Source organism: Pseudomonas sp. Van50, from assembly GCF_055390755.1.
Genome location: NZ_AP024343.1, coordinates 377,857 through 390,210 on the forward strand (window position 1 = coordinate 377,857; position 12,354 = coordinate 390,210).

The window sequence follows — 12,354 nt, forward strand, 5'->3', positions numbered from 1 at the left end:
CTGCCCATCGCCCAGGAGATGACCCATGACAACGTTGCACAGCACTCCGCGCGCGGATGGTTTCCACATGCCTGCCGAATGGGCGACCCAGACCCAGGTCTGGATGATCTGGCCCGAGCGTCCGGACAACTGGCGCCTGGGCGGCAAGCCCGCGCAGGCCGCCCACGTGGCGGTCGCCAAGGCCATCGCCCGTTTTGAACCGGTGACCGTGGCGGTGTCCGCGGCCCAGTACGAAAATGCCCGGGCGCGCCTCGACGTGCCGAATATCCGCCTGGTGGAAATGTCCAGCGACGATGCCTGGGTCCGCGATACCGGCCCTACGTTCGTGATCAATGACAGCGGGGAAGTGCGCGGTGTCGATTGGGATTTCAACGCCTGGGGCGGTTTTGACGGCGGCCTGTACGCGCCCTGGAACCGTGATGCGCAAGTGGCCAGCAAGGTCCTCGAGATCGAACGCAGCCCGCGTTATCGCACCGAAGGTTTTGTGCTCGAGGGCGGGTCGATCCATGTGGATGGCGAAGGCACCGTGATCACCACCGAGGAATGCCTGCTCAACCGCAATCGCAACCCGCACATGAGTCGTGAGCAGATCGAGGCGGTGCTCAGCGCGCAATTGGCGGTGGACAAGGTCATCTGGCTGCCGGACGGTCTGTTCAATGACGAAACCGACGGCCATGTGGATAACTTCTGCTGCTACGTGCGTCCGGGCGAAGTCCTGCTTGCCTGGACCGACGACCCGCAAAACCCGAACTACACCCGCTGCCATGCGGCGATGGATGTGCTGCAAAACAGCACTGACGCCAAGGGGCGCCCGTTCACAGTGCACAAAATGCCGATTCCGGGGCCGATGTATGCCACCGAAGAGGAATGCGCGGGCGTGGATGCGGTGGAAGGTTCCCAGGAGCGCAACCCAACCGTGCGACTGGCCGGCTCCTATGTGAACTTCCTGATCGTCAACGGCGGCATCATCGCGCCCAGCTTTGACGACCCGCTGGACGCACCGGCCAGGGACATCCTGCAGAACCTATTCCCGCAGCACGAAGTGGTCATGGTGCCCGGGCGCGAACTGTTACTGGGCGGCGGGAACATTCATTGCCTTACCCAACAGCAACCCGCGCCGTACGTAAAATGAGTGGCGATGTAACAGGCTGCTGATAGCGCCTGCGCCGGCCCCGGGGCGGCGATTTTGGATCCATCCCGGCAAGCCCGCGGCCCGATTGGGCCGTGGGTTTTTTTGTATCTGTTCATGGGTGGGCGTGGATACATTGGCATAGCTCTTGTATCGGATCCGCGGCAGTTCCGGGGAATGGAGCTGAGTTGTTTTGTCATAAACCTTGGATAAATTAGCCGCTCATCAACCAGGAGAGGGCGCTGGAATGAATATGACAAGCGAGCGCACATGCCATCCCTTGGCCGTCAATGGTGAGTCGCTTCAAGCCTTGGCGCAGTGGTTGAAGTCCAACGGAACGCGTCAGATCAGAGAACCTGATCCGCGCCGGATGATCGTTGAGCGTTACCCCGCTGGCCTGTTCAGCGAGGCTGAGTTGGAAGCGTTGTGGGATGTGATGCAAGGATAGAATTCGACGGATTGATAAAAAGCGCTGGCCGGGATGGCAGCGCTTTTTTTGTGCCCGCGGGTTTTCGAGTTCACACAAAAATCCCTGTGGGAGCGAGCTTGCTCGCGATAGCGGTGGATCGATAACACGACTGTTGACTGACACACTGCCATCGCGAGCAAGCTCGCTCCCACAGGGGGGCTGGGCAAGCCCTAGGCCTTCGCCCAATGGCTCAAGCAAACCCCGCCGGAGCAGGCCTGCGCGCCCTCGGCGACTTGCGGTTTGGACGGCTGTTCGTTTTGATCGAATCTTAGATGTTTTTCGCCTAATTACAGACGATTCACGAAATTGACACACTGTTGAGGGCGCGACTAGGATTCGCCCTACGCCTGTGGCTGACAGCCATGACTCTTAAATAATAAAAAGGCCCGACACGATCAGACGTGGGCGGGCCTTTTCATTATTTTCAGGAGCAAGAGTCCGAAAAAGAGCGCAGAAAGCGCCATTTCGGCTGCTCGCCGCGGTGCGTATCAACCCGTACAAGGAAAATAATCATGTTGAACAAGCGCATTAGTTTGATCGCACTGGGGATCTTGAGCACGACACACGCCATGGCCAACGACCAGGCGGAGTCAAAGGGGTTCGTTGAAGACAGCAGCTTGAAAGTGCTGTTGCGCAACGCTTATATCAACCGCGACTACAAAGACGGCAACAAGGACAAGGCCGAATGGGGCCAGGCGGCCATCGGTACGTTCTCGTCCGGTTTCACCCAGGGCACGGTGGGCGTGGGTGTAGATGCCTTCGGCCTGTACGCATTGCGTCTGGACGGCGGCAAAGGTCGTAGCGGTGCGCAAGGCATCGATTTCTTCAAGCAAGGTGACAGCGGCAACGCGGCCGATGACCTGTCCAAGTTCGGTGCCGCGGTCAAGTTCCGCGTTTCCAACACCGTACTGGCCTACGGTGACCAGATGCCGGCCCTGCCGGTGCTGAGCTATGACAACTCGCGCCTGCTGCCGGAAAGCTACACCGGCACACTGATCACCTCCAAGGAGATCAAGGGCCTGGAACTGAATGCCGGCCGTTTCACCGCCGAATCGCGCAAGAGCGCCGAAGGCCGCGACAGCGGTGGCCTGAAGTCGATCAACGTATTGGGCGGCAGCTACCAGTTCACCGAGCAGTTCAAGGCTTCGCTCTACGCCTCGGATGTCGAGGACGTATTGAAGAAGCAATACGTGAACGCCAACTACGTGTTCCCGCTGGCCAAGGATCAGTCCCTGACCCTGGACTTCAACGGTTATCGCACCAAGCTGGACAACAGCTACGTTCGCGAAAACAACGTCACCGGCGACGACAACAAGATCTGGAGCCTGGCCGCCACCTTCGCCACCGGCCCGCACAGCTTCACGCTCGCTCACCAGCGCAGCACCGGCGACAGCAACCTGGGCTACGCCTACGGCGGCTATCAGCGCGGGCAGAATCGTGTGGGTGACGGCGGCAACACGATCTACCTGGCCAACTCCTACTGGTCCGACTTCAACGCCGAGGATGAGCGCAGCTGGCAGTTGGGCTACGGCCTGGACTTCACCACCTTCGGCGTTCCGGGCCTGACCTACAACGTCGCTTATGTGCGTGGCGATAACATCACCACGTCCACCAGCGAAGGCGGTACCGAGCGCGAGATCTTCAACCAGTTCAAGTACGTGGTCCAGGGCGGCCCGGCCAAGGACTTGAGCGTCAGGTTGCGCAGCTCCGTGTTGCGGGTGTCGCAGAAGTCCAGCGAGTACAACGTCAGCGGCAATGAGCTGCGGGTGTTCGTGGATTACCCGATCAACGTCTTCTGATGCCTGAACGGGTCACGAGCTGGTAAAACCGTGGCGAGGGAGCGAGCTCCCTCGCCACAACTGATTCATACCTGCCTGAAGTGAATAGCGTTGCGACGCCAAACTCGGGTTCTTTTGGCTTTTTGCGCAAGAAAAGCCACTGAAACAGCCTGTTTTCCCGAGAAAAAGTCGTACTAATGCAACGTTGCCCTCCGTTTCAAGCGTCGCTTGAAATGCCTCAAATACTTTCTCATGGACGTAAATCCTGCACCTACTAGATTAGGCCGCTCAATGCAGTGGAGACCTATGAAAAATGATCGTTCTGAACAGGGAAGTGGGCGAAGCGCTGAGACGTGACAAATACGTCAACGTTCGCGGTGGGGACTTCAACCTCTACGGTCATTTCGGCGATTTTGTCCGGCTGACCAAAAGCTGGGAAAACATGGAGCCCGACAGTTACTACGGCCAGGCCGAGTCAGGCATGCGTTTTCGCCGCTACAGTGACTTCGAATACAACCCTACGACCCGAGAGCTCAAGCAGCTCGAACACCGGGCCTACGTTCAGTCCAAGGCCAACAACAGCTATGTCGGCGGACTGGAGCGTCACTTCCAGGACTTCTCCAACGAAGTGATCAATTCGCCGGTGATGCGCAGCCTGATCGACACGGACTTCGAGGTGTACAAGAACGTCCTGCCCCAGGACTTGCACGATGAAATCTGGCAGTGCCAGATCCATCAGATCCGCATCGAGATCAAGCCGGGCAAACAACTGGAAATCACCCCCGAAGGGATTCACTGCGACGGCTATCCGTTCAGCGGCGTGCACTTCTGGGGCCGCCAGAATGTGGCGGGTGCGGAGAGCCGTTTGTACAGCGCCCAGGAAGAACAACTGGCGGCGACGACCTACGAGGACATCCTCGACACCACGTTCTTCCTGGACCGCGACATGCGCCATTACGTGACCCCGGCGCGCAACACCCATAGCCATGACATGGCCTACCGGCAGATCCTGGCCATTTCCTTCTCGCGGCCCGGGACCGCTTTCGACATTGTTCGCTGAACGGCTCGAACCCATGGACGACCCGGTGCAGCAGGTCCTGTTGCGCCGGGCCATGGTCCGGGACGCCGAGCGACTGGAGCGGTTCTTTCGCGGTTTCGACGAAGTGTCGTTCTGCGAATGGCAGGACGCCCGATTCTTGCGCGGTGTGTTGTTGCAGGACACCACCACCGCGTACCTGGCCATCGATGCGAGCGGTGACGTGGTGGGCGCGGTGATCGGTGGCATGCTCGGTACCCGTGGCACGATCAATCACTTGGCGGTCAGCCCGCAGCATCGCACCAAAGGCCTGGGCCAGCGCCTGGTCGAGGCCGCCTCGGCTGACATGAAGCGGGTAGGCGTGCTGCGCATGTTCCTTTTCGTCGACGATGCTAATCTGGCCGGCAAGCGTTTCTGGGCCGCCCAGGGGTTCTGTGAGCCTCGGGGTGAAATCACCTTCGAGAGGGATTTATGAACAAGACTTCCAGCCAGCCGCTGGCGGTCGAACCACAAGCCTCGCGTACCTTTGCTGAAGCCAGTCCGGTGGTAGCGGGTTATTTCACGGTTTCGTTTGTGTTCGGTCTGATGGCGGTCAACGCCGGGCTGCCCCTGTGGTTGCCGGTGGCGATGTGCCTGTTCGTCTACGCGGGGGCTTCGCAATTCGCGGCGCTGGCGTTGATTTCCAGCGGTGCGTCACTGACCACCATCGTGCTCACCACGTTCCTGATCAATGCCCGGCACATGCTGATGTCGGTCTACATGGCCAAGGCCCTGCGTGCGCTGGGCCTCAGTCGTTTCGAGCGCTGGTGCTACGCGGCAGGTTTGACGGACGAGTCATTCGCTTTCCACAGCGTCAAGCTCGGCAGCGGGGCGCCGGTGAGCGTGCGCTACCTGGTCGGTTTCAACCTGTTCTGCCATACGTCCTGGGTGCTCGGTGGCTTGCTGGGCGCGGTGTGCGCGCAATACGCGGCGCACCTCATCAAATACCAGCTCGACTATGCGCTGACCGCGATGATGCTCTATGTGCTGGTTTCGTTGTGCGACACCCGCAACAAACTGATCGCGGCCCTGGCGGCTGTCGTCTGCATGGGCGGGCTGAGCCTGCTGGGCAGCTCGCCGTTCAATGTCTTCATTGCCACGTTCGTTGGCTGCGGGGTGGGCGTATGCCTGACCAAACGTTCCTGATCCTGGTCGTGGTCCTGATGATGGCTGTGACCTTCCTGCCACGTGCCCTGCCGTTGCAGGTCAATACCGACCACTGGCCGCCCTTCGTCGCCCGTGCCCTGGAATACCTGCCAGTGGCGATCGTCGCTGCCATCAGCCTGACCCCATTATTGATCAAGGACCAGCAGATACAACTCGACCGCCCTGAGTTTTATGCCGCGATTCCGACGCTGTTATGTGCGTATTTCAGCCGCAACCTGTTTCTCAGTGTGGCGCTGGGCACGGCGGCGTACATCGCGCTCGGTTCGTTCCTGTAGCGTCAGGTCCACCACATCGTGCAGCGCCTGGCCAGACAACTCCGGATTATTCACCGCCAGGCGGACCTCGAGGAAATCCTCGAAGTCCGGGAAAATCGCCAGGCCGTTGCGCAGCGCCGCCTCCCGGGACACCAGCCCCAGGCCATCGAGCTGCGTGATCAACGACAATGTCAGCGTCTCACTGCAGGAATACACCATGCGTTGGCTCGACCCGTATTCACCCAGGCCTGCGTCGAGAAAGCGCAGGAAGCTGCGGGAATACGGACATTCTTCTGCCGGACGCACCTGAAACTTGTCCCCGAGCAGGCCAAGGGAGTCGTCTTCGTCGCCACAATGGGCGCCAACCACCCGCACCTGCACATCCGGCATGGCAATGCTGGTAAAACCGCTCTGTTGCTGCCCAATCAGGATCGCCAGGTCAAAATCTTCGTTCCTGAGCTTGCTCAGGTTCTCCATCGACTCGGCGTAGCTGAACTCCAATTGATACTGGGGGAACACGGCGATCAATCGATCGATCATCCGTCGGTTGAACTCCGCCGGCAGGGTGGTATTGAGCGCCACCTTGAGCGTGCGCTGTCGCGGTGTCTTGAGTGCCGCGACTTTTTCTTCCAATTGCCGGGTGGCAATCAGCACTTGATCCATGAAGGGGGTCAGTTCCGAGCCCTGGCTCGTCAACGTCAGGCCCTTGTTCGAGCGCCGGAACAACCGGAAACCGAACTGTTCCTCGACCTTGTTCAACTGCGCCGCCAACGCCTGCACCGTGAGGCACGAATGCTCGGCCGCTGCCGACAACGAGCCGGTCTGCACGATACGCATGAGGTTGCGTAGGGTTCTGCTATCCATGAGGTAATGCCCTCTGCTTAAGTGGGCTCGCTATTGTTGTGCACCTGGGCCGGCCAGGTGGTCATGCCGGCTATCATCATGCACCTTGCCACGCTTGTCGCGATTTTGTGCCGAAAAGCGCCGGGAGGCGATGGTTGGAGCTTATGCGGGATTTGCGGATTTTGCCCAGTGGATGCTGGCCAAGACCCATTAGTGAGAACCTGGTTGCGTTTGTTGGCCTGGAAAGCCATGCCGAATGGGGTCAACTAGAGTGTCGCTGGAGTCCACTTGCGAATAAAAACTTAAAAATAATCCATATGTGTACTATCCTCTAAGCACCACCCCGCTAAAAAGGAGCCAAAGCCATGGCGACTTCCTCCATCACCCTCAACGCGCAGCAACAATTGGACTCCCCGGATGCGGGTCGAGTCGCGTTGAAGTTTTTCTTCAACCTCATGGCGCTCTGGGGTTGCAGCGTCGAGCAGCAGCGCACCTTGTTGGGCAAGGTGGGCAACACGACCTTCTACAAATACAAACAGTTGCCGGAGAACGTGAGGCTGCCTCGCGATACGCTGGAGCGCATTTCCTACCTCATGGGTATCCACAAGGCGCTGAGCATTATCTTCAGCAATAGCCGGGACCGTGCCTATCAGTGGGTCAGCAACCCGAATACCGCGGCACCGTTCAACGGCCAGTCGGCGCTGTCCTACATGTTGACCGGGCGGGTGGTGGACATCGCCGATGTGCGGCGATACCTCGACGGAGTGCGCGGTTAATGATGCCACCACTGGCGGACCCGCAATGGAAACGGGCCTATCGGATCGTCAACAGCAGCTTCCCTCCGATTTCGCTGTTTGAAGACGTACTCGACCCGGAAGACCTGCCCACGGCCTACGCCCTGGAAGCGCTGACCAACGATCGGCTGATGGAACAGGCCGGCGTGCTGTCCCGGGTCCGTCCCGAGGACCGTGTTTCCGGGCCCGGCTCCTCGCCGGTGATGGCGGCGTTTACCCACATTGGCAAAAGCAGCCGCTTCAGCGACGGCACCTTCGGTGTCTACTACGCCGCCAGCAGCCAGGAAGCCGCCATCGCCGAGACCTGCTACCACCAGGCGCGATTCCTCGGGGCGACCAACGAGCCGGACCTGGAGCTGACCATGCGCACCTACGTCAACAAGGTCGTCAAACCCCTGCACGACATTCGCCACGACTATCCCCACCTCCACAACCCGGACCCTACGGCTTACGGCCCATCCCAGGTGTTCGCCCGGCAGCTGCGGGAAACCTTGTCTTGGGGGTTGCTGTACAACAGCGTCCGCCTGCCCGGCCACGAATGCGTGGCCGCGTTTCGCCCACCGGCGGTTTCGGTTCCGGTGCAAGGCAAGCATATTCGGTACGTCTGGAGTGCCCAGAAGCGGGAGATTTCGTTTGTGTTCGAGGTGAGCGAGGTTTGAAAAGGGCTGCCAGGCAGCCCAGCGGGAGCAAGCTCCCTCGCCACGGGTATCCGATCAAATCTTGAACTGCTGCACCGAAGCCTGCATCGATCCCGCCGCATCGTTCAATTGATCCGCCGTTTGCGTCAGGTTGTGAATCGAACGGGTGTTCTCGCGGGACTGCTCGGCAATCGACTCCACCCGCTGGGCCATTTCATCACTGGCTTTGGATTGCTCGGCAATGGTCTGGGAAATTTCCTCCACCACTTCGGCCGCATGCCGGGCACCGGTGCGGATTTCGCTGATGGACACCCCGGCCTGCTGGGCCAGGTTGACGCCTTCGTCCACGCGGCTGACACACGCCTGCATGTTCGCCACCGCATCCCGTGCGCTGGACTGGATGCGCTCGATCATCGCGGTGATTTCCTGGGTGGACTGGGTGGTGCGCGCCGCCAGGTTGCGCACTTCGTCGGCCACCACCGCAAAACCACGGCCCGCCTCGCCGGCGCGGGCGGCTTCGATGGCGGCGTTGAGCGCCAGCAAATTGGTCTGTTCGGCGATGCTCTTGATCACCTGGATGATGGAATGAATGTCTTCGGACGAGGCGTCCAGCGCGGTGATCTTGCTGGAAGACTGGTTGACCACCTCGGCGATCCGGTTCATGCCTTCCACCACCCCGAGAATCACCTGGCCGCCGCTGCTCGCCAAATGCTCGGACTGCGCCGAAATCGTCCGGGCGCTGTCGGCGTGCTGATGGATCTGGCTGATGTTCGCCATCATCTGCTCCATGCTCGCCGCCATGCTGGTCGCGCTCTGGGCCTGTTGGTCGGCACTGGAGACAATCTGCCGCGCCGTATCGCCCAGGTTCCGGGACGTGCCGTGCAACTCATCGCTCTGGCTGCGGATCGTGGCGATCATCTGCCGCAGATTGGTCTGCATTTGTTCGATCACGCCTTGCAGCTGGCCCAGCTCATCCTTGCTCTGCGTGCCCATGGAGCGCTGCAGATCCCCTTGGGAAATCGCCTGGGTATTGAGGATGATCTTGTTCAGCGGTGTAAGCACCGCCTTGAGCAGGCTCCACGACAACAGCGCCAGCGCCACGCAGGTGGCCAGCAACGTCACGATCAGCCAACGTTCCGAGCTCTGAATGCTGCCGTCCTGATGCTCGCGGGATGACTGCGCCTGGTTCTCGATCAGTTCACTCACTGCCTCGTTGCGCTCCTCCAACGCCGAAAACGCCCCGTCGAACTCCGCCCGCAACGCCTGGCCATCCTGGGCACCGCTCAGTGCCTTGCTGATTATTTGCTTGGCTTTATCAATGTAGGTCTCCACCTGTGGCTTGAGCTCGACAATCGCCTTGGCGACATCCCCCGGCAACTTCGCCTCGGCATTTTCGGCAATGACCTTGCGCATGCGCTGCGTATGCTCGTCGAACGCCTCAAGCACCTCCTTCGTCCCCTGGGCATCCCCCGGCTTGACCAGCAGAGCGGCGAGCACGTCGGCACGAATGGCGTCATGCATCATGTCCGCCTCCATGTGCTTGCGCATGGCGGAAATGCTGGTCTCGTTCTGCACCAGGGCCTCGGTCATGGAGTGATAGCCCCACAACCCGATACCGCCGAGCAGCAACGCAAAAGAAAGACTGACCAACCCCGAGCCTATGACCTTGGTGCGGATCTTCATCGCTTACTGCTCCTGGAGCGGGGGAATTCTGGAAAAGTGTAGTCGAGCGCGAGCAGAGCCTTGCGGTATTCCAGGCTCTTATCCGAGGCTATCGGCGGGGGATTTGATTAGATGAATACGTTGCAAACTGTTTGGACAGGGGCAGGGTGGCGGGAACACCGCCCATTCAGAAATCCCACAAACTCATTGCAGTCAGTCATTGTGTTCTGTCCCTAATCCGTGGCGAGGGAGCTTGCTCCCGCTGGGCTGCGAAGCAGCCCTTCTTCAATCGTTCCCGTCATACAGAAGAAACCCAATGCTGCTCGACCCAGCGGGCAGCATTGGGCCTGCGGCCCTTAAGCAGGATTACTCCCCGGCGCCTCCAGCACCTTCACCACGTCGTCGATGACGGCCTTGCTCATATCCTGCAAATAACACGACGCCCAGGCATACCGATCCGTACCGCGAATCATCGCCGCGTCCTCGGCCAGGACCTTGGCAACGTGGAGCAGATCGGAAGCGTGGGACAGGGCTTCGCCGATGGGTATGCCGCTGTTGACGCGGAATAAAGGGCGGTCGGAGTGGTAGCAGAAGGGGGTTAGGCCTGGGGTTTTGAGGTCTTTGGGATGGGTCATTGCGCACCTCCATTTGCCAATTGGCGGCGGACGATGACTAGCAAAGCGATAAAGCGAGACTGCAGCAGATCCATGGCATGCATCGATAAACTCCCATATCAGATGAGAGCTGCCACGTTCGTTCTCAGGCGAATGGGTGGCAGCTGTGCGCAGGCTGAGAAACCGGAGATACAGGAACCCGGCAGACCCGAAGGTCTCCCACGCACAGCCGCCATTGCACGGAATGCGGACATAAAAAAACGCCGCAAAACGTGGTTCGGGCGCTGTAGCGCCTGCATCTTACTCGGGTTCTCAGGCCCGGTCGCTGAATTGGCAGCGACTGTTGAAGAGTAGTCAGCGATTGGAGGAGGGGCAATCGTGGCGCGATGCTGGCGAATCCAAAATTGCGTATCCAGATTTTACCTGGCTGGTAGCTTCTAACTGGCTGGAGTCCAGTGGTCTGAAACCTTCTTTTCATGGGGCGCTGGCGAAGCGATTACAGAAAATCGTCGATATCCACTCGTCGCCACTGTCAGTCCTGACAGTGGCGAATTTATTGTGGATACATCCAAGCTAGGTTTGTCCAGTCTGGACGCAGTGTGGAAGAAGTCATCTGGCTCAAGGTGGTCTTCAGGATGAGGCAATTTATTCTTTCCGACATCTTGGCTTTTCCAGCCTCTTCCGCTCAGTCGCATGCAACGATTCCATTGATGGAAGGGCCTGGCATGGTCATTGATGGTGAAGTATTTAGAAGTGAATACGCGGATGTGAACGGCATTCGCATGCACTATCTGGTGAGCGGTAACGGTGAAAGACCGGTGCTTCTGATCCATGGCTTTCCGGGAAGCTGGAGGAACTGGGAGGCCGTGATGGGGCGCTTGGTGCGCGCTGGCTACACCCCTGTCGTTCCTGATTATCGTGGCGCCGGAGAAACGGATATTTCAGCCAGTGGGTATGACAAGAAGAACATGGCGCTGGATCTGCATGAGCTGATTAAAAAACTGCAGATGAATCGGGTTGATGTTGTGGGGCACGACATGGGTTTGATTGTCGCCTATGCCTACGGCGCACTTTATCCATACGAAACCAAACGCATCGTCTTAATGGACGGCTTTATCCCGGGCATTCCAGGGTGGGAGATTCCTTTTAATGGCAATCCCGCAACCGGTATCTCGAGCAAGTGGCATTTTCGCTTCTTTGGAAGCACCGCCGAAAAAATGATCAAGGGTAAAGAAAAGATTTACCTGGACATGTTTTTCGATGAGTTCGTTTACCCAGGAAATCCCAAGGTAACGCAAGAGGTGCGTGAGGCCTTGTTGAACGACTATTCCCGGTCAGGGCGCATGGGTGCAGCTTTCAAGCTTTATTCGGCCTGGATAGAGCATGACGCAAATGACAACCAGGCGTTCGCTGAAAATAAACTGACCCTCCCGGTGCTCACCATTGGCGGGGATCACTCAAGAGGCAAGACGTTGGCCGAGCAAGTGCAGCACATTACCTCGCAACCCCATTCCTTGATCTTGCAAAATACTGGGCATTGGGTGCTTGAGGAAAAAGCGGAGGCTACCAGTCAAGCGATCCTGGATTTCTTGCGAAATTAAGGAATGCATAGGTCTTGGCGAGTTACTCAGTTTTGGGGTGTTAGACGAATAGGCAGTGCTAATGTCAACGATGAGCATGTGGTGTGCTCGGTACGTAGAGGTGCGAAGGGCCACATGGCCAGGAGCCGGCAAAGAGCTCGTCGTTTTCAGACTTGCCCAAATGATTTTTTTTGCCTCACCGTAAAGACTGATGTCATTACAGCGAGGGCTATTCCATGGCGTCCATCAATGTCCGTATCGACGACGACCTCAAGGCGCGAGCTTACCGCGAGCTGGAGAGGCTCGGCGTTACCCCTTCAGAGCTGATGCGCCCTTCAACTGCACGGGCGA

The 12,354-nt window shown here is 58.9% G+C and carries 13 protein-coding genes and 1 pseudogene; 11 read left to right on the plus strand and 3 right to left on the minus strand.

Features of this window, described 5'->3' with window-relative positions:
- Positions 1 to 25 precede the first annotated feature (25 nt).
- The 7 genes from aguA (at position 26) to ACZ5M5_RS01645 (ending at position 5,893) form a co-directional block, all read left to right on the plus strand.
- Positions 26 to 1,132 (plus strand): agmatine deiminase, encoded by a 1,107-nt coding sequence (aguA, locus tag ACZ5M5_RS01615; RefSeq protein ID WP_103308420.1) that lies wholly within the window; start codon positions 26 to 28, stop codon positions 1,130 to 1,132.
- Between the two features lie 244 nt (positions 1,133 to 1,376).
- The gene (locus tag ACZ5M5_RS01620) at positions 1,377 to 1,577 is read left to right on the plus strand and encodes a hypothetical protein (RefSeq protein ID WP_057449186.1); all 201 of its coding nucleotides are present in this window, start codon (positions 1,377 to 1,379) and stop codon (positions 1,575 to 1,577) included.
- Between the two features lie 533 nt (positions 1,578 to 2,110).
- The gene (locus ACZ5M5_RS01625) at positions 2,111 to 3,397 is read left to right on the plus strand and encodes an OprD family porin (protein ID WP_060739645.1); all 1,287 of its coding nucleotides are present in this window, start codon (positions 2,111 to 2,113) and stop codon (positions 3,395 to 3,397) included.
- A gap of 292 nt (positions 3,398 to 3,689) precedes the next feature.
- Positions 3,690 to 4,436, plus strand: coding sequence for a 2OG-Fe dioxygenase family protein (locus ACZ5M5_RS01630; RefSeq protein WP_060739644.1), 747 nt, complete (start codon positions 3,690 to 3,692; stop codon positions 4,434 to 4,436).
- Positions 4,437 to 4,449: 13 nt separating this feature from the next.
- The gene (locus ACZ5M5_RS01635; RefSeq protein ID WP_170842317.1) at positions 4,450 to 4,887 is read left to right on the plus strand and encodes a GNAT family N-acetyltransferase; all 438 of its coding nucleotides are present in this window, start codon (positions 4,450 to 4,452) and stop codon (positions 4,885 to 4,887) included.
- A complete protein-coding gene (locus ACZ5M5_RS01640) occupies positions 4,884 to 5,597 on the plus strand; it encodes an AzlC family ABC transporter permease (protein WP_053117411.1) in 714 nt (237 codons plus the stop codon). Before ACZ5M5_RS01635 ends, ACZ5M5_RS01640 begins: the two co-directional genes overlap by 4 nt.
- Positions 5,576 to 5,893, plus strand: coding sequence for an AzlD domain-containing protein (locus ACZ5M5_RS01645; RefSeq protein ID WP_060739643.1), 318 nt, complete (start codon positions 5,576 to 5,578; stop codon positions 5,891 to 5,893). The genes ACZ5M5_RS01640 and ACZ5M5_RS01645 overlap by 22 nt, the downstream gene beginning before the upstream one ends.
- Here ACZ5M5_RS01645 and ACZ5M5_RS01650 read toward each other — a convergent pair.
- Positions 5,810 to 6,736 carry a LysR family transcriptional regulator gene (locus ACZ5M5_RS01650; protein ID WP_060739642.1) on the minus strand — a complete coding sequence of 309 codons (927 nt, stop codon included), beginning with the start codon at positions 6,734 to 6,736 and terminating at the stop codon, positions 5,810 to 5,812. The genes ACZ5M5_RS01645 and ACZ5M5_RS01650 overlap by 84 nt on opposite strands.
- A gap of 344 nt (positions 6,737 to 7,080) precedes the next feature.
- On the opposite strand from ACZ5M5_RS01650, the gene ACZ5M5_RS01655 reads away from it, so the two are divergent.
- Both ACZ5M5_RS01655 and ACZ5M5_RS01660 read left to right on the plus strand, forming a co-directional pair.
- On the plus strand, positions 7,081 to 7,491 hold the full coding sequence (locus ACZ5M5_RS01655; protein WP_103308418.1) for an MbcA/ParS/Xre antitoxin family protein: 411 nt from the start codon (positions 7,081 to 7,083) through the stop codon (positions 7,489 to 7,491).
- Positions 7,491 to 8,168, plus strand: coding sequence for an RES family NAD+ phosphorylase (locus ACZ5M5_RS01660; RefSeq protein WP_103308417.1), 678 nt, complete (start codon positions 7,491 to 7,493; stop codon positions 8,166 to 8,168). The genes ACZ5M5_RS01655 and ACZ5M5_RS01660 overlap by 1 nt, the downstream gene beginning before the upstream one ends.
- A gap of 54 nt (positions 8,169 to 8,222) precedes the next feature.
- Here ACZ5M5_RS01660 and ACZ5M5_RS01665 read toward each other — a convergent pair whose 3' ends face one another.
- The gene (locus tag ACZ5M5_RS01665; protein ID WP_464738490.1) at positions 8,223 to 9,830 is read right to left on the minus strand and encodes a methyl-accepting chemotaxis protein; all 1,608 of its coding nucleotides are present in this window, start codon (positions 9,828 to 9,830) and stop codon (positions 8,223 to 8,225) included.
- Positions 9,831 to 10,165: 335 nt separating this feature from the next.
- The gene (locus ACZ5M5_RS01670; protein ID WP_060739638.1) at positions 10,166 to 10,444 is read right to left on the minus strand and encodes a DUF3077 domain-containing protein; all 279 of its coding nucleotides are present in this window, start codon (positions 10,442 to 10,444) and stop codon (positions 10,166 to 10,168) included.
- Positions 10,445 to 11,022: 578 nt separating this feature from the next.
- Here ACZ5M5_RS01670 and ACZ5M5_RS01675 point away from each other — a divergent pair.
- Both ACZ5M5_RS01675 and ACZ5M5_RS01680 read left to right on the plus strand, forming a co-directional pair.
- Entirely contained in the window at positions 11,023 to 12,024 is a 1,002-nt protein-coding gene (locus ACZ5M5_RS01675; RefSeq protein WP_237140810.1) for an alpha/beta fold hydrolase, read from the plus strand.
- Between the two features lie 215 nt (positions 12,025 to 12,239).
- Positions 12,240 to 12,335 (plus strand): annotated as a pseudogene (locus ACZ5M5_RS01680) (type II toxin-antitoxin system RelB/DinJ family antitoxin); the annotation flags it as partial.
- Between the last annotated feature and the right edge of the window lie 19 nt (positions 12,336 to 12,354).

Bases quoted from the DNA above. Each gene is read 5' to 3' on its own strand.
- ACZ5M5_RS01630 (WP_060739644.1), top strand. From the start codon at position 3,690: ATGATCGTTCTGAACAGGGAAGTGGGCGAAGCGCTGAGACGTGACAAA.
- ACZ5M5_RS01660 (WP_103308417.1), top strand. From the start codon at position 7,491: ATGATGCCACCACTGGCGGACCCGCAATGGAAACGGGCCTATCGGATC.
- ACZ5M5_RS01665 (WP_464738490.1), bottom strand. From the start codon at position 9,830: ATGAAGATCCGCACCAAGGTCATAGGCTCGGGGTTGGTCAGTCTTTCT.
- ACZ5M5_RS01635 (WP_170842317.1), top strand. From the start codon at position 4,450: ATGGACGACCCGGTGCAGCAGGTCCTGTTGCGCCGGGCCATGGTCCGG.
- ACZ5M5_RS01640 (WP_053117411.1), top strand. From the start codon at position 4,884: ATGAACAAGACTTCCAGCCAGCCGCTGGCGGTCGAACCACAAGCCTCG.
- ACZ5M5_RS01670 (WP_060739638.1), bottom strand. From the start codon at position 10,444: ATGACCCATCCCAAAGACCTCAAAACCCCAGGCCTAACCCCCTTCTGC.
- ACZ5M5_RS01645 (WP_060739643.1), top strand. From the start codon at position 5,576: ATGCCTGACCAAACGTTCCTGATCCTGGTCGTGGTCCTGATGATGGCT.
- ACZ5M5_RS01625 (WP_060739645.1), top strand. From the start codon at position 2,111: ATGTTGAACAAGCGCATTAGTTTGATCGCACTGGGGATCTTGAGCACG.
- ACZ5M5_RS01655 (WP_103308418.1), top strand. From the start codon at position 7,081: ATGGCGACTTCCTCCATCACCCTCAACGCGCAGCAACAATTGGACTCC.
- ACZ5M5_RS01620 (WP_057449186.1), top strand. From the start codon at position 1,377: ATGAATATGACAAGCGAGCGCACATGCCATCCCTTGGCCGTCAATGGT.
- aguA (WP_103308420.1), top strand. From the start codon at position 26: ATGACAACGTTGCACAGCACTCCGCGCGCGGATGGTTTCCACATGCCT.
- ACZ5M5_RS01650 (WP_060739642.1), bottom strand. From the start codon at position 6,736: ATGGATAGCAGAACCCTACGCAACCTCATGCGTATCGTGCAGACCGGC.